Raw genomic sequence first — 18,686 nt, forward strand, 5'->3', positions numbered from 1 at the left:
CTGAAAGCATTACTGGATAAATGCTGGGAGAAAGGGGTGTTTTGGGTTTCCCAGCCCATTAAATCCCCGCTGACCTGCCAAAACGTTGCCTGCCAGCCCGCTGGTAGCTCAATCAGAATGCTAGAGGGGGTGTCAGTATTTCCGAACAGGTCGTTACTGAGGTCGGAAGCAAGTAAATTTGCCATTTTTGAGACCCAACGAGAAGCGACAGGGCCCGAAATCTCATCTCGAAAACTGTGATAGTGGGTCAAAATTGGATGATTCGCCCTTTGGATTGTCGAGAGAAAATGTGAGATGGCTTGCATAGAAAAAGGGTAGCGGAAAGGCTGTAAATGTGCTGTTTTTGCCCAATATTTACAGCAAGTGTTCAGCTTTACGTTCAGGTTTCCTTGGAATTCCGCGGAAAGCGCGGATTTCTGCGCTTTTGGACTTGCGTAAACTATCAATTCGTGCTCTGTTTTGAACGCCTTCAGCCTGCATTCCCTTTATCCTTAATCCGCTTGACAGGTGGAAACGACACGCGTGTAATTCTCGTATTGACCTTTTTGTTACATCTCATCACACAGAGGGGGTACTACCGTGTGGAACATTCTGGGTGATGGCCCTATTGAGTGGTCTGACGCCGATGTTGAAGCTCTTCCCTTCTCTGACGGTCCCCTAGCCTGGCAGCAGCACGCACTGTGTGCTCAGACTGACCCTGAAGCCTTCTTCCCTGAAAAGGGAGGTTCGACTCGTGAAGCAAAGGCCGTGTGCCAATCTTGCGAGGTTCGCCAGCAATGCCTTGAATACGCATTGGCGAATGATGAACGCTTCGGAATTTGGGGTGGCCTGTCAGAGCGCGAACGTCGTCGACTGCGCCGCTCGGCCATCTAATGGCTCGGGGCATCCCCTTTTCGCGGGGGACAGTCGCAGCCATCATCGTCGCTCGGGGAATGACCCCCGAGCTGCGTTCGCTTCTTGATGCACTAGCTGCACAGAGTCGCCCAGTCGATCACTTGATCGTCTGCGATGTGCGTGCCCCCCGAACTTCTCCTTTGGCCTCGGGACAGGTCGTCGTCGCTGAAGACCTCCCTGACAATGCACTGCTGATCTCAGTTGGGCGTGCGCGCAACATCAGCGATGCCCTTGCGAAAGCCACCAAAGACCACGCTGCCTCGCAGGTAATCACTGCAAGCGATTGGCTGTGGATCCTCCATGATGATTGTCTACCGGCGCCTGCCTGTCTGGAGGAGCAGCTTGCAGCTACCGAGGCAGGGGCATCCATTGCTGCCGTAACTCCAAAGGTTTTCCACGCTGATGGGACTCTTGCAGAAGTTGGAATCCATACAACAGCCTCGGGAAGGCGCGTTCCGTTTGTTCTGGATGGAGAAATCGACCAGGGACAGTACGACGGCGTCACTGATGTTCTTGCCGGTGGTAGTGCAGGTCTTCTGGTGGCTTCCTCCGTCTTTAACCAGGTCGGTGGTTTCGATCGAGCGCTCGGTCCGTACAACGAAGGACTTGAGCTTTGCTGGAGGATTCACCGAGCAGGCCACCGCGTTGTTGCGGCCCCCAATGCCCACCTGACCCACCTGCAGGTCTCCTCGCCGCAAAACCTTCGGCGCGCCTCAGCACTACGAGCTCGACGTTCTAGTGAGTTCTATTTCGCGACTCTCATTTCAAACCCGCTGCTGCTCACTGTTCAGGGTCTGGCTTCGCTGCTCTGGATTCCCCTGAGCTGCCTTGCCTTGCTGCTCAGCGCTCGCCCACGCGCAGCCTATGCTCGTTTCTTTGCGTGGCTCGGCCTCTTTGCTCATATCCCGCATATTGTGGCTGCACGGGCGCGTCATGCCCGCTGTGCCGGCCAGCCACGTTCCTCACTACGCCCGCTGCTCACAGGACGCTTTGATGCTTCTCGTATTCGCCGAACGCACCGGAGCGCTCACGTTGTTGAGGAACAGACCTCGTGGAAAGATTCGCTTCTTGAACGTCGGAGCAGCGACCTGACGCCTCGCGTTGTCACGACGCTTGCGCTCTTCTTGCTCACTTTGTGGATCTACCGTTCTGATCTGGGATCGGTTAATGGGGGAGCCTGGCTCAACCTTCCCGACCGCTTCTTAGATCTATGGGGCTATGCGTGGTCCGGCTGGCTACCTTCTGGTGATGGCTCTGTACACGCGGTGGACCCTCTTGTCCAGCTTCTGAGCGCGTTGAGCGCTCCCTTTGCACTTCTAGGTATCGCGCCAACGGTGCTGCTCTACATCTTCCTCGTCCTAAGCCCAGCGTGGGCAGCGTGGAATATGGACGTCCTCAGCATGCGCCTGACATCATCGCGCTCGCTGCGAGTGGCGTTGATGTGTCTGTGGGCATGCCTTCCCAGTGCACTTTTCGCAATGACCAGCGGAAGACTGGCCTCACTTGCCGTGCACGTATTTTTACCCCTGTGGGTGGCCCTGCTCCTTTCTCTTCCACGTGATCAACATGTCATCTTGCGTCGCCGGTGGACGTGCGCAGCAATCGTTGGGCTGATTATCACCGCCGCTTACCCGCTGCTTGGGGTATGCGCACTTGTGCTTTTCTCGCGCGGTCTCAACCGTGCCACAGCAACTCTTCCTGGCCTGCTTCTGTGTCTGCCTTTCTTTGTCGATGCAATTGCCTGGCGTGCCTGGCCCGCACTTCTTGCTCCCGCCGAGGCCGCAGCTTCCTATGAGCGTGCCCCCTTTGGCTTGGGTGCCTGGGGGATACCCGCAGCTTCTTCCGCGGCGTGGCTTGGCGTCTGTGCGCTCCTTCTCCTGAGCCTCTGGTTGGTTACGCTGCTGAGCGTCGGGCGTTTTCTTCTTCATTCCCGAGGCTCTTCTTTCTTCCCGGCTTCTCTTCCGGTGCTCGTGGGCATCGCGCTTGTGAGCGGTATTGCAGCGTTAACCCTGTCTTACATTCCTGTCGATTCCGCAAATAGCCCGCTGTTTGCTTGGGGTGGAGCGCTGCTTAGCGTTCAGGCTTTAGCCCTGATCTGCGCTTTATTGCTTTGCGTCAAAGGCATCGAAAAGGAAAGAAAACTGACCCGCATAGGATGGAAACTTGTTGCCTGTGTTGGGCTGATCCCGCTCCTTTTACTGGCGGTATCCCCATGGATTGAGGTACTGCCCTCAGCGCAGTGGAGCGCGCGCTCGACCAGCGAACAGGTGCCTCTCGTTTCCCGCTATGCACAGAATTCTTCGCGGCAGGCTCGGGTTCTTGTGCTCAACGTCGGCGCCGATGGCGACCTCGATGCCAGAATCTGGCGCGGCGCAGGCCCGCAATGGAGTGAACATTCCAGCGTGGCCTCGTGGGCGGCTCTCCGTGACAGGATGAACAACATCAGCGATCCCGTGCGGAGTGAATTGGGGGAGACAATCGCGACCTTGGTGTCTTTCCCCGACGATTCTGCTTCCCAGCGTTTAGCGCTTCACGGCGTCGATACGATCATTGTGCACTCCGGGGGACCCGCAGCGCCTTCCATTACACAAACGCTGGACCGTACGCCCGGTATTGAGAAGATCGGTGAAACCGAGGCCGGGAGCGCATGGAGAGTACGTCCAGATGGACGTAAGCCCGCGCGCCTGTGCTTTGCCTCAGAGTCGGCCGACTCCCAGTGTGAAGAGCTCGCAAGCGGTGCTATCGGTGCTCGCACACGCGTCTCGGGCCCCGGGGTCCTTCGCCTTGCTGAACGGCAGAACTCGCATTGGGTTGCAACTCTCAATGGACAGCGCTTGAACCAAACTGAAGCGACGAATCAGTGGGGAACGGCATTTTCGCTTCCATCCGAAGGTGAGCTCGTACTGAACTACCGCTCGAACTGGGTTCTGGCGTGGAAAGTCGTGTGCGCACTTGCCGCCGCAGTGATGCTTTGTGGGCTTCTTCGAGGGAGGAAGGACGTAGTAGACGATGGCGAATAGAAAACGCTTGCTCACTATTGGTGCCATCCCTGCCTCGCTGTTACTCCTAGGCGGCGCCTCGTGGGGAATAGGTAGAGTCGTGCCTGAACCCTCACTTCCTGCGCCCCAGGTCGTTCACGCGCGCCCGGAAACCCTTAACTATGCCTGTCCGGCGGGGATTGTCGACCCATTCCACCTTGATGGAGGCGTATCAGCGGCCTCAGTGTGGAATTCCGCCGGGGAACGTGAGACCAGTGGAGAATGGACAATCCTACGTGCGGATGCCTCTGCGCACACCCTTCCTACAACGCTTGGTGTGATGGGCCAAGGCGGGGGAGAGCTTCGCGGTCTGAGTATGACGTCATGCCAATTGCCGGCGAATGACCAGTGGAGCGTTTTGGGATCAAGTACCAGTGGTGAAGACTTGGTCGTGACCTTTGCAAATCCCAATTCCTCTCCTTCTGTGGTCACCCTTGAGGGATATGGAGCGAACGGCCCCATTGATGCCAAACCACACCAGATGACGATTCCGGCCCGCTCCACTCAATCTGTCCTGGTAGGGGGACTCTTCCCAGAAGAGAGCGCGCTGGCCGTACATATCCACGCCGATGGTCAAGGAGTGGCAACCTGGGTGCAAAGCTCTGCAATGCAGGGAGAAGTACCCAAAGGCGTGACAAGCGTGAGCGGCACAAAGCCAAGGGAGGACCAGCTTTTCCTTGGGCTTTCAAAGCAGGGGAGCAGTAGCCTGCGTCTTCTTGTTCCCCCTTCGGCAGCAGATGACGAGGCCGATACTCACGTTGCCTTGAGCTACACCAGTGATGCGGGCACCTTTAATGTGCCGGGCGGAGAATTGGACGTGAGTGCGGGAACGGTCGTTGATGTTCCTCTCAACGGAATCACCGATGAACGCTATACCCTGCGTGTTCATGCCGAACGTCCGCTTGTGGCTCAGGTTGTGACGAATGTCGAGCAGGAAGAATACCCAGGAGGACAGCGCTGGGGAATGCGCGCGGGCATGAGCTCCGCTCAGGGGCTCGTTCACGCTCAACTACCTTCTGCATCAACGGTGGAAGGGCTGGTTCGTTCGCGCTTGAGCTCGACGATTCTACGCGGGACTGCGCAAGAGAGCGGCAGTGGAGTCAATGAGATTTCTTCCCATCTGTTGCTCACCTCGGTGCACTCTCAAAGCGGCGTCCAGCTTCAACTGGGAAATGAACAGGTAACCCTCGAAGCCGGGAAGATGGCGGTGCTGGATCTTCCCTCGCAGGACACAAGCCTAGAGTCTCCCAGTGATGTTGCGATTGCGATTGAGGTGGAAGCGAAAACTCCCAGTGGAGTGCTTCGTGCGGTATGGCCGCTGAGTGCAGACGATGTCGAGCAGGCATCGACCTCGATCACCGTTCACTAGCCTGCAAAGAGCATCCACACGCTCAAAGCATGCTCTCATGCTCAAAGTGTGCCTGCGCAAAGCCTCCGTGGCCCCTTTTGTCACCTTTTGCAGCGGCAATGCGAGGTCGCCAGGACGCTTAGGAAAGGGAATCAAGTTCCTCTGGTGAGATGTAGAGGATATGCGAGACGCGCTCGGCAATGAGTGCGCGCAATGCCGAATAGAGGTCTGCCGGAGGAATCCTCATGGTGATGGGAAGCCGGTAAAGAACAATGCGGTCTCCCAGCCCCTTACGTCGGTCCGCGGGAAAGACGCGGGCTAAAACTACCCCGTGGTCTTCCCAAGGAGCTGGATCTGAGGGAGGAACGTCCTCGGTTGCGAACTCGATTGTTGCAACCTCAGGCCAGCGCTCGGTGAGCTCGCTAATCACAAGGGCAACGGTCGAATCAAAAGTCTCTCGACGTGTTTTCCACACGGGAAGCCCAGGGAAAAGACGCACATAGCGCGGGGTGCGGCCATGGCGGTCATGGGTGCGGGGAAAAGCTGATGGGAGAGCCATACACATAAGGGTATCGCTCAGCTGGGCGCTCGAGCTGAGGACCTGCCGACGAAGGGCACGCAATAGGAATAGAAAATGCCGTATTGTAGAGCGGTGATCTCGGTTCGACACTGTTCTAAGCCCGGCTGCTCGAGGCCTGCTGTAGCTACACTCACCTACGATTATTCGGATTCGACTGCTGTTGTCGGTTCGCTTTCTGCGGCTGCAGACCCCAATGCCTATGACCTGTGTGAGCACCATGCAAACAGTTTGACCGTCCCGCGTGGTTGGCAGATCGTGCGTCTTCAGACGACCTTCGAACCGGCACCTCCATCGGGGGATGACCTTATGGCTCTTGTCGATGCCGTTCGCCAAGCTGCAGCACACACCCGAAACCGCTCAGAGCGCGCTGACGCCGCGGAAACCCAGACTCCTGCTCAGCCTGCATCTGCCCCGAAAACGGCTGCTAGGGCCGCGGCGCACGCTGAGCTTGGCCCCTTCGCCCAAGCGACCAGCTCTCACGAGGCCGAATCCTCCAGCCCCCTGGATCCAAATTCGCCCTGGGCCCGTCGCCGAGCTCAGTTTAAATTGATCACTGAGGAGCCTTCTTCCGATCAGGAATAATTCGATCAGGAATAAGAGGGCTGCCTGCGTTGTGCTAGACCTCGAAGGGGACTGCTTCCACCTGTTGCCGACGAGCTTCAAGGATGTCTTGTCGCTTGAGTTCCTTCGCGTACTCCCGGTCGCGCAGAACGACAAGAACCGCTGCAAGGAAACGCTCGGGGTGAATATTTGTTGGCGGCTTGGGTGAAACAAAAGCCGAAACTCGTCCCGCCAAGGACGTTGCGATCGACAGACGTAGTTGATCAAGAATCTGACGATTATTGTGCAGGAAATTCATACACTCAAAGTGCAGCTCATCCGGGATCGGAAGAACTTGCGCGTGAGACGCCCACTCAGCACAGTCGGGGGGCATCACCAGCGGCGGATAGAAGACAGCTTCGGGAACCTGAATAACCATGGTCCCTGCTGCGATGTCTCCTAGGCGTGTCGCTCGCGGAGAGAAGACCGTTGCCATGAAAGACAACAGGCCGAAGAGCATGTAGGTTTCCACCACTGCAGTCATTGCGCGGACGAAGGCGTGACGGGCGGTGATAATCCCGCCATCCCGACGCACAACTTTTAGGTTAAAAGCCCACTTGCCAAGGGAATAACCGTGGGTGAAGGCCTCAATGACAAAGGGGAGGACTACTAAAGACAAGAAAATATCGATAACGTTCAATGCCTTCGCCAAGGTTGACGGGACGGCGTACCCAGCGGTGACAGCGGTAAAAATGCACGTAAGAACGAAAAGAGCTCCAACATACAGGGTCAGGTCTATGAGGAAAGCAGCGGCCCTGACAAAAGGAGAAGCTGGTTTGAGATCGAGTTTGACGCCCTCACCGCTGATGAAAGATTCATCAGAAATTCGTTGGACGTTTACAGGAAGCTCGCTCATGTATGACACTATATCTTGTATGGATATCGACGCACTAAAAGCTTCACATATGCGCCATTGGAATCGTTTTCATCAATTGGCGCATTCGCGTCGATTGACGGGACCAGAAATTGATGAGCTTTCAGTGCTTTATCGGCAGGTCACCGCTGATCTTGCGAAAGTACGTTCGCAAAACCCGGACCAGGATGTGATTTCCTATCTCTCTGGTGAGCTCTTGCACGCACGAGCTCGATTGACGGGAACTTCCGGAGCGAGCCTGTGGGCGATTTCGCGTTGGTTCCGTCATGATCTTCCGGCAGCCCTGTATCGAATCCGCTATGTCACGATTGCGATCATGCTCATTTTCATCGCGATGACAGCGTTGCAGACGTGGTGGATCTTGCGTGACCCCGCAGCCTTCTCAATGCTGGGAAGCCCGGAACACCTGAAGAACTACGCGACAACACAATTTTCCAGTTACTACAGCCAAGACACCAACGCATCTTTCATGTCCTATGTGTGGACGAATAACGCCTTCATTGCCTTGCGTGTCGTTGCAGGTGGAATCACTGGATTTTATCCAATTATGGCTTTGTGGGGGAATGCTCAAAACCTAGGAATTTCCGCTGCGGTTGTCATTCACTATGCCGGCCCCGCGCACTTTTTCAGTTTTATCCTTCCCCACGGCATCCCGGAACTGACAGCAATTTGGATCTCAACCGCAGCGGGCTTACGCCTCTTCTGGGCGTGGCTTGTTCCTGGGCGAAAGACTCGAGGCCAGGCGCTCGGCGAAGCGGGGCGTTCGATGATCACTGTTGGCTTGGGAATGGTGATCTTGCTCTTCTTGTGCGGAGCCATCGAAGGTTTTGTCACCCCGTCTAATCTTCCACTGTGGCTGAAGATTACCTGCGGTGTGACTTTGACCGCGGGCGTGTGGATCTACACCTTCGTGGCCGGTGGACGTGCCTATCGCGCGGGAGTGAGCGGCGACCTTGACGAAGACGCCGGTTACGCAACACCTGTGATCTAAGGAAGGCTTAGAGCTTTCCGGCCTTCTTCAGTGCAATGTACGTATCTGCCAGACGTGCAGGCAAGAAGCCCGCATCACAATCAACGACATAAGCGCCAAGCGCGCGAGCATCATTCGCACCAGCATCAAGATCGCGGATCGTCGCGCTTGCCGCGGCAGCAGTGAAGGCAGAAGCTGCATCGCTCCAATCGCGTTCCATTCGGCCAAGCTCGGGGTCGCGTGCGCCCGCGACAACTACTCGGTGGCGCTTGCTGAGCGCGGCAATTGCCTCGGAAAAATCGGCGTCTGTAGCTGCGGGAGGGATCTCGGTCAGAAGGACGACAAGCCCCGGGTGATGCATGCGCTTCTCAACCGAGGAGACGACCATCTGCCAATCCAGTGGAAGAAGGGAAGGCTGGACGCGAGAGAAAGCCTGCGCGGCCTCGCTAATCAAATTCCCCCCACGTGCCTGGGCAAGATCTTCGTGGATACTGCGGTCCAGAGCAAGCAGATGAACTTGATCTCCGGCGCGGTCAGCCAGAACCCCCAGCAAGAGTGCCGCCTCGATCTCAGCATCCAAACGAGGTGCGACACCCAACTCGACCAGGTCCTTGTCTCCCAAGTCTTTTTCCTGAGGCTCGCCCAAGAGCATTGCACCCGAACGACCGGTGTCGACAACGATCATGACGTGACGGTCGCGTTCGGGTCGCCACGTGCGCACAACCAAATCTTTTGAGCGCGCCGAGGCTCGCCAGTCGATATCGCGCGGATCGTCTCCGCGGACGTACTCGCGCAAAGAATCAAATTCCGTTCCTGGGCCTCGAAGAATTGTGGCGGTTGTTCCCTCAAGCTCATGGAGACGCGCAAGGCGAGAAGGAAGAAGACGCTTCGCGCGGAACGGAGGAAGCGCGGTCAGGGTCAGTGGCGCCGCAATCGAGGTCTGACGGGCGGCCATTCGCAGAGGACCCCAGGAGCGAATCGTCACGTAGTCGGCGCGAACGCTTCCACGACGCTCCAGTTGCAAGATCGTCGTCAGCGGCATCGGAACGTCTGCTTCGAGCTCACACGAATGTGAATAGGGCATGGGGTGTGCCGAGGGTGGCCACGCATCCCTCACATCGACGCGCATGGGGAGCGCCGAGCGCAGAGAAAGGCGCGAATGACCGGGAGAATCCATTGCGATAGGAGTGTCAATGGAGCGCTCAATGACCAACTGCCTGGGGGAAGGCGCAAGGTAAGCGTCAAAGGCCCACAGGCATGCGCACAGAACAACCCACCCGACAATGAAACCCCATGTCGGGAAGAAAAACAGTGGAATGACCCCCAAGAAAATGGGGATACTCGCGCGCCAAGACAGTGCCATCAGCGAGGAACCGGGACCTGCTCGAGGATCGAGGCGATGACAGAGTGAGCGTTCAAGCCTTCCAATTCTGCTTCCGCCTTCATGCTCAGGCGGTGTGCAAGAACAGAGTCAGCCATTGCCTTGACATCATCAGGAGTGACAAAAGAACGTCCCTGAAGGAACGCCCAGACGCGGCACACGCGAAGTAATGCGGTTGCACCACGAGGAGAGACACCGATGCGGACAGCGGGAGAGGTTCGGGTCGCGCGGATCAGATCGACCATGTAGGTCAAAACCGCGGGGGAGACCTCGATGTGTTCTGCCTGCTCGCGAGCCGTCAAGATATCTGAGGCATTTGCGACCGGGTGCAGATCAGCACTGCCCAAATCCAGAGGATTGAAACCATTTTGGTGGCGAAGAAGAATATTGAATTCGTCCTCGCGAGAGGGCAGAGGCAGATCAAGCTTGAGTAAGAAACGGTCGAGCTGGGCCTCGGGAAGGGGATAGGTGCCCTCGTATTCGACAGGGTTCTGGGTGGCGATCACCATGAAGGGCGAGGCCAGTGGGCGGGTATGACCATCGACGCTGACCTGATGCTCTTCCATAGCTTCCAAGAGCGCAGATTGGGTCTTGGGGGGAGTTCGGTTAATTTCATCGGCCAGAAGAAGATTGGTGAAGATCGGTCCCGGGCGGAACTCGAACTCGCTCTTGCCGTTGTCCCACACCAAAGAACCCGTGATATCGGCGGGCATGAGGTCTGGGGTGAATTGGACACGTGTCATGGTCAAATCGATGCATCGAGCAAGGGTTCGAACCAAGAGCGTCTTTGCAACGCCGGGAACGCCTTCAAGTAAGACGTGTCCATCGGCTACCAGGGCGATGATCAGGCCGGTGAGTGCGCCTTCTTGGCCGACGACTGCCTTGCCGATTTCCGAATGCAGGGAAACCAGAGCGTCACGGGCATCACGCCCCTGGGGCGGTAGTTCGGGGCTTGTCATTGATACTCAATCTCCTGTGTGAGCGCGGATAGTGCTTCGGCCAATTCGACCAGTTCAGAGTTGTTTGTTGGGGGCGGACCCCACAGTAAATCACTCACCTGCGCGGTCAGCAATCCTCGCGCTGCAAGTGCGTGTTCTAGGGTGGCTCGCGGTGCTTTCGGGTCGATTCCCAGGCGCTTGGCGATTGTCGTTACGGCCTCGATGCGCAAGAGGCGCGCCGCATGAGCATGTTGCTTCTGCGTTGCCATGAGACGTCCGCGGCCCTTCGTTGTCTCTGATGAAGGGACATAAGAGGGCAGATCTTCGGGGACCAGACGTCCCAATCGTTGGCCTCGAGAAAAACCGATGACGGTAATTCCGATGCCGATCAGCGAAAGGATTGGGATTAGCCACTGGGGCTCAAGAGTGTCTACCGTGTCGCTGGCTAGGACGTTGTCTTTGCTGCCGTCATACCAGTAGATGGTTGGTTTCTGCGCCATCGCATTGATAAGAAGTGCGGCATTGCCATCACTATCAACCCATTGATTTGACGCGATAGCTCCATCGGCGATGATCGCACGGAAATGATCGCCCTCGTTCTTTTCAAGGTAGGCGTAGGCGTCATCTGCGGGGAAACACTTGGTCCATCCGACTTCGGTGGTGGTAACAAGCTGCCCACTGTTATTGAGCAGAGTTTGAGCTTTCTGTGCAGGTTCAGAAGTGCATTCTGCAGAAAGCGTCTCTGTCGCACTTGTCGTCTTTGAAGTCGTCACTTCAACGGAGGGGGTATCAAGATCTGAACCGTAGTGGGACAGAAGATAGACGACCCGATGGACTTTCTCATCGATGGCTTTTGCGGTGGCGTCGGGCATGTAGCCAGGATAGGTAATCACAGCAGTCGAGTCCGGTGTTGAGCGTGCAATAAGCTCGCGTGCGGAGGTGACTTTGACGACCTTAATACCGTGGTGACGCAGCGTTTGGACAAGAGCTTGGGCGCCAGAATTCCCAGGGTTATTTGGCGAGAGGGTTTCGCTATCTTTTTCGTAGCGGGGTATCAACGCAGTTGCGATGACAAACAACAGTCCCAAAAAGATGATGATGACCAGTGGGCGCATTCGCGTCCAACGCTGGCGGGCAGTTGGCGAAACGACAGTGCTTTGAGTTGCTTTCATGCGTGCACTGCCTGCTTCTTGTTCTGTGAATAGGCAGCAATAAGCTGGTCCATCCCCGCGCAGTCCTCTGCGCTTGCGTGGCCTTCACCGTAACGTACCGAGGCGAAGACGGAAGTTGCGGAGGTAATGGGGGCGGTGAGGAAGGGAAAAGCATTTTGAGCTGCTCGGCCAGCCTCGTCCGCTGTAAGACCGGGAGTATCTCGAAGAATGCTGTCGCGAGCTAAGTAGAGCACAAATAGTCGGTAGGACCAGATCAACGTAGCATCGAGATCTCCGCTTGCACGAGCCTCGTCAATCCGCTTCATGACATCGCGTAGCGAAAGCGTGGAATCGGAGTCAAACACAGCAGTTCGTCGCATGCGGCGGCGCAGGCGGATCGGGTGGGTGATGACGATGATTGCGATGATCGCGAGTATCACGAATAAGAGGAAGATAAAGAAACCTTCAATGGGGAAACCGACAGGTGCAGCCTTACTGGCACCGCTCACCAGGTGTTGAATAAGCCAGTCGAAGAAGCGCGATAACGCGGAAGGTGGGGTGGGTAGGTAGTCGGGACGCGAAAGCTCCGCCGACACCCATGCGCGAGCTTCCTCGTCGTCGGGTGTCAGCGGAGCTTCACAGAAAAACATCAGGCGCGGGAAGCTTCCTGAGCAATCATGGGAGCAAGGTTCTCCTTGCGCATACGCTCATCCAAGTACATCAGAGTGTAGAAGGATGATTGAACCGGGATCACAACCGCCGACAGCAGTGCGCTCAAGAAAGCCGAGAAGGCGACGAGCAAGCCAACCGAGTCAGCAGCATTAGCGCCAACGCCCAGAATTGCACCGACAACGGCGCCCAGAACTCCGGAGATCAAACCGGTAACGATACCGATGAGCCAGATGCGGCCCAGGATTCGCCAGAAGGAACCCTTCGACAGTGACCAGGAACGCTTGAGGGCATCGACCGGGCCGAGTCCTTCAAGGACGACTGCGCTTGAGGTGAATGCGAACTTCACAGCCAAGAAGCAGGCGACCACGATCAGAGCCACGATCATGAGGAAGAGGATTGAAAGGGCTCCACCAATGCCTGCACCCGCAGAATCGTAGCTACGAGCCGAAGCTGCGTTAACAAGCACAAGGAAGAAGGGGATCATGAAGACCAGCAGGACTACTACGATCAACACGAACTCAATGATGCCGATGAGGAAGGTTGCCAGAAGAACCGGGACGAAGCGCGGCGAGAAACGGTGCCATGCGTCCGCAGGAGAAGACTTGCGTCCGAGGACTGCATCCCACACCGTCAGTGCCAGCATGCCTGAAAGGAACGCGGTTGCGAGCATGGTAAGTCCGCTTGTGACCAAGGAACCCATGCTGCTGCCCAGCGAGTCGAACAACTCTTGGGGATCTCCGGAGGACATTGCGCGAGTCAGTGACGACGTCGAAGAGGAAGCGAAGAAGGCCTGAACAAGACCGACGACCGCCATAATCGCAAAGGCAAAACCAAACATGGTTTGCGGGTTAACGCGAACCGCCTGGAAGGCGCCATTGAAGAGCTCCCCAACGGTCAGCGGACGGAGCGGGATAATTCCGGGCTGCGCAACGGTCCATGCGGTGCCACCCTGAGCCTGGGTGCCCTGCCATGCGGCATCGGGCTGAGGCGCCGCGCCCCACTGCTGCTGGGGCTGTGCGGGCTGCTCGGGCGCGCCCCAAGGCTGCTGAGCCTGCTGAGGTTGTGCGGGCTGCTCAGGTGCACCCCAAGGCTGCTGAGCCTGCTGGGGCTGTGCGGGCTGCTCAGGTGCACCCCAAGGCTGCTGAGCCTGAGGAGTCTGAGGAACCTGAGGTGTTGAGGGAACAGAACCCTGGGGAGAATTCTGAGAAGAAGATGACTGGGGTGCCCACGGATCATTCGTGGGAGCTCCCTGAGGATCAGACATTATTACTCCTATATAGGTGACACGTGTCTTCCCGAATATTGTGCCATGCATTCAACTAATCAGAAAGAACTGAGGAAGTAGTCAGCGCGTCTTCAGTATTTGTTATGTTGTGAAGATTCGCCGAGTCTTTTCGACACACCTGTCAGTTTCGTGACACAATCGTTACATGAGTTCACGGATCCTGGTCGTTGACGACGATGTCGCGCTTTCCGAAATGATCGGAATCATGCTTCATGCTGAAGGTTTCGAGGTCGCTGATTGCGCAGATGGAGCGCAAGCCCTTGATGTTTTCCATGAAGTTTCACCGGATCTTGTCCTTCTGGACCTCATGCTTCCAAACGTTGATGGGATTGAAATCTGCCGCCAGATTCGCAGGGAATCTGATGTTCCCATTGTGATGCTGACTGCTCGATCCGATACAACAGATGTTGTCGCAGGTCTTGAAGCCGGGGCAGACGACTACGTTCCTAAACCTTTTAAGCCCAAAGAACTAGTCGCGCGTGTTCGCGCACGACTGCGAGGGCGAGATGACAGTGGTGAAGAGCTAGTTCGTCTTGGGGATCTTGTGATCGATGTTCAGGGCCATAGTGTGCATCGTGGCGGCCAAGAATTGCCTTTAACACCGCTTGAATTTGACCTGCTTGTGACTCTTGCACGTTCCCCGTGGAAGGTATTCTCCCGCGAAGAGTTGCTTGAATCTGTGTGGGGCTACCGCCACGCTGCAGACACTCGCTTGGTGAACGTCCATGTCCAGCGTCTGCGTTCAAAAGTCGAGCGTGACCCGGATAATCCCGAGGTCGTTGTGACTGTCCGCGGAGTGGGCTACCGCGCTGGCAACGCCTCGTCATGATAGGCGGAGATGGGGGAGTACTCTCGACGCCCCCTGTTCCTGAGTCTCATGTTGCGCCTCTGGAGCGCGTCCTTCTTTTTCTTCAACGCCTCTTCCGACCCCTTCGACAGTGGCGTGGCTGGGAACGTATTTCTCAGTGGGAAGCACTGAAAGCAATTCGTAATTCCGCTTCTTTGCGAGCGGCTTCGTACCTTGCCGCGGTGTCGATGGTGCTCATTCTTGTCGCGGGAACAATTGTTGCTACCCAGCTGCGCAGTAGCGTTTTTGAATCTCGGCGAACCGCAGTGCTTTCGGATGCGGCTTTGCGTTTTTCGACTGCGCAATCGGTTTTCGACCAGTCAACAGCCAGCACTCCCGATCAGATTCAAGAATCAACCCGGCAGCTTGCAACCTCCTTACGTGTTTCTGCCTCGGGTACTGGGGCGGTTTCTGTTCTACTTCTACGCTCTGAATCTCAATCTCAATCGCTTCGGATTAATGAGATTGTTGACCCCACGGTCTTAGGCGTCATTAGTGAAGAGATGAAAAATGCTGTAGCGGGATCAACGGATCCTCAATGGCAATCAGTCTCAATTCCTTCCGCGCGTGATGCGAACCAGCGAGTGCCTGCAATTCTTGTGGGGACTAACGTTCAGGTACCGCGAGCAGGAACCCACCAGCTGTATATCGTTTATTCGCTTCAAGCAGACCAAGAACGCATTGACACCGTTATGGGGATCTTGATCTTTGCTGGGATTCCGTTCTTGCTGTTAATCCCGATCATCACCTTCATTCTGATCTATCACATTTTGGGACCGGTACGTCGTACTGCAACAGCGGCAGGAAAGCTTGCTGAAGGAAATCTTGATGTGCGAATTGACAGCAGCGATGCCCGCGGTAGTGATGAGATGGCAAATCTTGGGCGTGCCTTCAATAACATGGCTGAATCGCTCGAGAAGAAAATTGATGAATATGACGAGCTCTCTCGGCTTCAGCAGCGCTTCGTCTCTGATGTCTCTCACGAACTCCGCACGCCACTGACGACAATTCGTATGGCGGAAGAAATGATCTGGGATCAACGTAAGAATTTTGATCCTGTGACCACTCGGAGTGCAGAACTACTTCATGAACAGGTTGAGCGATTCGATTCCATGCTGGCTGATCTCCTAGAGATCTCGCGTCACGATGCCCAATCTGTCGACCTCACTGCGGAAAGCATTGATCTTCGCGGATTGGTCACGCGCGTTGTTAACGCAAACAGTGAGCTTGCGCAGCGCTTGGGAGTGGAGGTTATTGTCAATGCGCCGACGCATCATTGCACGGCAGAAATTGATGATCGACGTATCGAACGTGTCATTCGCAATCTCTTGGTCAACGCTTATGAACACGCAGAATCTCGACCAGTTGTTGTGACCATTGCTTCGAATGAAACCGCTGTCGCGGTACGCGTGCGTGACCATGGCGTCGGGATGGAACCGGCAACGGTTGAGCGAGTTTTTGACCGCTTTTACCGTGCGGATCCTGCGAGAACACGTACCACCGGAGGAACGGGTCTGGGCTTGGCCATTTCCTTGGAAGACGTTGTTCTTCACGGGGGAACATTAACTGCGTGGGGCGAGATTGGAGTTGGATCCTCTTTCATGATGACCCTTCCCAAGAAAGTTGGGACAGCGATTTCAAGCGATCCCTTAGAACTATGGGAAAAGGAGTGAAGATGAATCAGCGACTGTGTCTTGCTGTTGTGGCTATTCTCAGCAGCCTTTCTCTGGCTGCCTGCACCTCTTTGCCAACTTCCTCCTCTCCTTCGCCCTTTGATGTCGATGCCCCCAATGCTCAGCCGGTTGATTTGGCAGCGGGCGGTCCTGTGGCTGATGCGGATCCGGAAAGTCTGCTCAGTAGTTTTCTCTTGGCCTGTGCTGCGGGAGCTTCTGACGACTACGCAACTGCGCGTCTTTTCTTAACCAGCTCCTCCGCGCAGACCTGGGACCCACATAAGTTAGTGACGATTTATTCGACGGATTCAACCCCGAAGGTGTCGTACTCCTTTGACCCCTCGAAGACGGATACTCTGAATGCGTCGATCACAGCCACCGGCGTGGGCTCTGTTGATCAAAATGGCGTCCTTTCACCGGCAGAAACCTCCTCACTTGAAGCGCGATTCCACCTAGTTCGTGAGAATGGCCAGTGGCGTATTGACGCGCCTGCGGATGGGGTCGTGGTTTCTCAGGCATCATTTACGGCATCGCACGAACTTGTTTCGCTAATGTTTCTATCAGCGACCGGTGATTCTCTGATTGCTGATCCGCGCTGGTATCCCACGCGCCGAGTCGAAACCCATATGCTCGAGGGGCTGATCGCTGGACCGCAGTCACATCTCTCCGATGCCCTAGTGAATGCAATCCCTTCGGGCACCTCGATTTCAGCCGGAGGTATTGAACTCTCCGACCACGTTGCGAAGGTGTCTTTGAACGGCACGCTTCCCAGCGATGATCGCGGGAAACAGTTGATGGCATGGGAGATTTCCCAAACCCTTCAGCGCTCGGGCCGCGTGAATTCCGTCGAAATTAATGTCGGGGGAGAGGCTCTTCCTTCCTCAGGGCTTCCTTCCCAGCCATCCTTTGATCTTGATTCCGCGGTTGCTTTGAACTCGAATGGTTTGGTTCGAATTGACGGGCGTAGCGTTTCAACTCGGATTCTTCCCATTACTCCTTCGTCGTCTGCCTCGCTTCCGGCGGTCTCTCCGGTTTCTTCCTCCTTACTGGCCTGGCGCGAGGATGATCGTCTTGTTCTGGTGGATTCCTCAACCAATGCGACCCGGGTAGTGGATGGCTCTGAAGGCCAGTATTCGCCTTCTATCGATCGTTTCGGCTGGGTGTGGGACATTCCTCGGGGAGGGAACCTGAGGGCCTCGCGAATTGACGGGCAGAACTTGGCGATCGCCTCGGAAAATCAATCCCTGAACGGGGTGAGCGCGGTGAGAATCTCTCCCGATGGCGCGCGCGCACTTTTGCTCCGTCAGGTTGGTGGCTCCACAAGTGCCTGGATTGCCGGAATTGAGCGCCGAGGCAGTGGCGAGCCGATCGCGCTCACTGACCCCGAACCCCTGGCTGGCTTGTCGACCGGCGTCGATGATGTGTCGTGGGCTGGGCGTTCTACGGTTGTTGCCGTGCGTCAAGGAGGTCTTCGCGCGGGTAATGATCAGGTGGATGAAGTTTCTTTGGTGACCGTACCCGTCGGTGGTTTCCCCTCGGTTCTTGCTCTTCCCACTGGGACTCAGCGACTGAGTGCAGGCTCCTCTTCAGCGACGATGGTGATCCGCGGGAAGGACGGCAATTATCAGGTTCGTTCCGGGGCGCTATGGCAGTCTCTTGAAGGAAATCTTCGCGACGTAAACTTCCCCGGCTGAATCGTTTTCTCCACAGATTGCCTATGCGGTCTGCGTCTGCTTTCTTTTCGTGTTGATCTTCCTTTATGGGAGTTTTTCACGAGGCCGCTCGGGAGTTGGCCAATTTGTGTATCCCCAGCAGTTGCGCTGGCTGTGGCGCGTGGGATCAGACCCTGTGTGACCAATGTTTTGGGTTATCACAGTCCTTCGTTCCGACATGGGAAGTTATCGATTCGGGTTGGGCAGAATATCCGCTGTGGTCGCTGAGTGAATACTCCGGATCAATGCGGTCCATTATTTTGGCCGCGAAACACTCCGGGCGCGTAGATTTATCGCCTTTTCTTTTCGAATGTGGAAAAACTATTGGCGATGCCCTGGGAAAGAGCGGGATGCTTGCGGTGGGTCAGCCCCATGCAAGTTTGTGGATTGTCCCTGCACCATCCAGTTGGAAACGACGTTTCTTTGGCCATCCCGTAACCTCACATATTGCCCATGGCGTGGCTCAAGGAATTCGTTTATCGGCGCCGGTGGAGGTAGAGGTTCGTGATATCTGCAGGTTGGACCCCTGGGTCTCTTCGCAGGCGGGAAAGAACTCAGATAAGCGCAGAGAAGCTCGGCGTGGCCACATGTACGTATCAATGCCCATTCCTCAGGATGTGGGACTTGTAGCGGTCGACGACGTTGTCGCAACTGGGGGAACGATGAGTGAATTATTCCGTGTTTGCGGGAAGAACTGGGTGGCTGGGGCGTGTATTGCGCGGT

At 56.1% G+C, this 18,686-nt stretch carries 16 protein-coding genes; 9 read left to right on the top strand and 7 right to left on the bottom strand.

All coding sequences use genetic code 11. From position 1 onward, the window contains the following. Nucleotides 1–579 precede the first annotated feature (579 nt). The 3 genes from KHW85_RS05125 (at nt 580) to KHW85_RS05135 (ending at nt 5,301) form a co-directional block, all read left to right on the top strand. On the top strand, nt 580–873 hold the full coding sequence (locus KHW85_RS05125) for a WhiB family transcriptional regulator (RefSeq protein ID WP_009409184.1): 294 nt from the start codon (nt 580–582) through the stop codon (nt 871–873). Further along, on the top strand, nt 873–3,914 hold the full coding sequence (locus KHW85_RS05130) for a glycosyltransferase (RefSeq protein ID WP_291459067.1): 3,042 nt from the start codon (nt 873–875) through the stop codon (nt 3,912–3,914). The genes KHW85_RS05125 and KHW85_RS05130 overlap by 1 nt, the downstream gene beginning before the upstream one ends. A 79-nt stretch (nt 3,915–3,993) precedes the next feature. Further along, nucleotides 3,994–5,301 carry a DUF5719 family protein gene (locus tag KHW85_RS05135; RefSeq protein ID WP_291459068.1) on the top strand — a complete coding sequence of 436 codons (1,308 nt, stop codon included), beginning with the start codon at nt 3,994–3,996 and terminating at the stop codon, nt 5,299–5,301. A gap of 118 nt (nt 5,302–5,419) precedes the next feature. Here the strand turns inward: KHW85_RS05135 and KHW85_RS05140 are convergent, their stop codons facing one another. After that, complete coding sequence (locus tag KHW85_RS05140) at nt 5,420–5,839, bottom strand: metallopeptidase family protein (RefSeq protein ID WP_034251805.1); 420 nt, start codon at nt 5,837–5,839, stop codon at nt 5,420–5,422. 93 nt (nt 5,840–5,932) lie between these two features. Here KHW85_RS05140 and KHW85_RS05145 point away from each other — a divergent pair, with 93 nt between their 5' ends. Continuing rightward, nucleotides 5,933–6,442: a DUF3499 domain-containing protein gene (locus KHW85_RS05145; RefSeq protein ID WP_291459073.1), complete on the top strand. Its 510-nt coding sequence runs from the start codon at nt 5,933–5,935 to the stop codon at nt 6,440–6,442. A 34-nt stretch (nt 6,443–6,476) separates the two neighbouring features. Here the strand turns inward: KHW85_RS05145 and KHW85_RS05150 are convergent, their stop codons facing one another. Beyond that, a complete protein-coding gene (locus tag KHW85_RS05150; protein ID WP_009409189.1) occupies nt 6,477–7,316 on the bottom strand; it encodes an RDD family protein in 840 nt (279 codons plus the stop codon). 19 nt (nt 7,317–7,335) lie between these two features. Here KHW85_RS05150 and KHW85_RS05155 point away from each other — a divergent pair, with 19 nt between their 5' ends. Further along, nucleotides 7,336–8,325 (top strand): stage II sporulation protein M, encoded by a 990-nt coding sequence (locus tag KHW85_RS05155; RefSeq protein ID WP_291459069.1) that lies wholly within the window; start codon nt 7,336–7,338, stop codon nt 8,323–8,325. Nucleotides 8,326–8,332: 7 nt separating this feature from the next. Here KHW85_RS05155 and KHW85_RS05160 read toward each other — a convergent pair whose 3' ends face one another. Genes KHW85_RS05160 through KHW85_RS05180 form a run of 5 tightly spaced genes read right to left on the bottom strand, consistent with a single transcriptional unit; the run spans nt 8,333 to nt 13,710 of the window. Then, complete coding sequence (locus tag KHW85_RS05160; protein ID WP_291457924.1) at nt 8,333–9,667, bottom strand: DUF58 domain-containing protein; 1,335 nt, start codon at nt 9,665–9,667, stop codon at nt 8,333–8,335. Then, entirely contained in the window at nt 9,667–10,644 is a 978-nt protein-coding gene (locus tag KHW85_RS05165; RefSeq protein WP_009409192.1) for a MoxR family ATPase, read from the bottom strand. The genes KHW85_RS05160 and KHW85_RS05165 overlap by 1 nt, the downstream gene beginning before the upstream one ends. Then, nucleotides 10,641–11,795: a DUF4350 domain-containing protein gene (locus tag KHW85_RS05170; protein ID WP_034251812.1), complete on the bottom strand. Its 1,155-nt coding sequence runs from the start codon at nt 11,793–11,795 to the stop codon at nt 10,641–10,643. The genes KHW85_RS05165 and KHW85_RS05170 overlap by 4 nt, the downstream gene beginning before the upstream one ends. Next, nucleotides 11,792–12,424 carry a DUF4129 domain-containing protein gene (locus KHW85_RS05175; RefSeq protein ID WP_009409194.1) on the bottom strand — a complete coding sequence of 211 codons (633 nt, stop codon included), beginning with the start codon at nt 12,422–12,424 and terminating at the stop codon, nt 11,792–11,794. Before KHW85_RS05175 ends, KHW85_RS05170 begins: the two co-directional genes overlap by 4 nt. Further along, a complete protein-coding gene (locus KHW85_RS05180) occupies nt 12,424–13,710 on the bottom strand; it encodes a glycerophosphoryl diester phosphodiesterase membrane domain-containing protein (RefSeq protein WP_291457926.1) in 1,287 nt (428 codons plus the stop codon). The genes KHW85_RS05175 and KHW85_RS05180 overlap by 1 nt, the downstream gene beginning before the upstream one ends. Nucleotides 13,711–13,876: 166 nt before the next feature. Here KHW85_RS05180 and mtrA point away from each other — a divergent pair, with 166 nt between their 5' ends. The 4 genes from mtrA to KHW85_RS05200 form a co-directional block, all read left to right on the top strand. Next, complete coding sequence (gene mtrA / locus KHW85_RS05185; protein WP_009409196.1) at nt 13,877–14,560, top strand: MtrAB system response regulator MtrA; 684 nt, start codon at nt 13,877–13,879, stop codon at nt 14,558–14,560. Next, the gene (mtrB, locus tag KHW85_RS05190; protein WP_034251815.1) at nt 14,557–16,251 is read left to right on the top strand and encodes an MtrAB system histidine kinase MtrB; all 1,695 of its coding nucleotides are present in this window, start codon (nt 14,557–14,559) and stop codon (nt 16,249–16,251) included. Before mtrA ends, mtrB begins: the two co-directional genes overlap by 4 nt. A gap of 2 nt (nt 16,252–16,253) precedes the next feature. Beyond that, on the top strand, nt 16,254–17,945 hold the full coding sequence (locus KHW85_RS05195; protein WP_291459070.1) for an LpqB family beta-propeller domain-containing protein: 1,692 nt from the start codon (nt 16,254–16,256) through the stop codon (nt 17,943–17,945). 65 nt (nt 17,946–18,010) lie between these two features. Beyond that, the coding region (locus tag KHW85_RS05200) for a competence protein ComF (RefSeq protein ID WP_291459071.1) at nt 18,011–18,686 on the top strand (676 nt) is incomplete at its 3' end.

This window comes from Actinomyces sp. oral taxon 181 (genome assembly GCF_018370895.1).
Taxonomy (GTDB): Bacteria; Actinomycetota; Actinomycetes; order Actinomycetales; family Actinomycetaceae; genus Pauljensenia.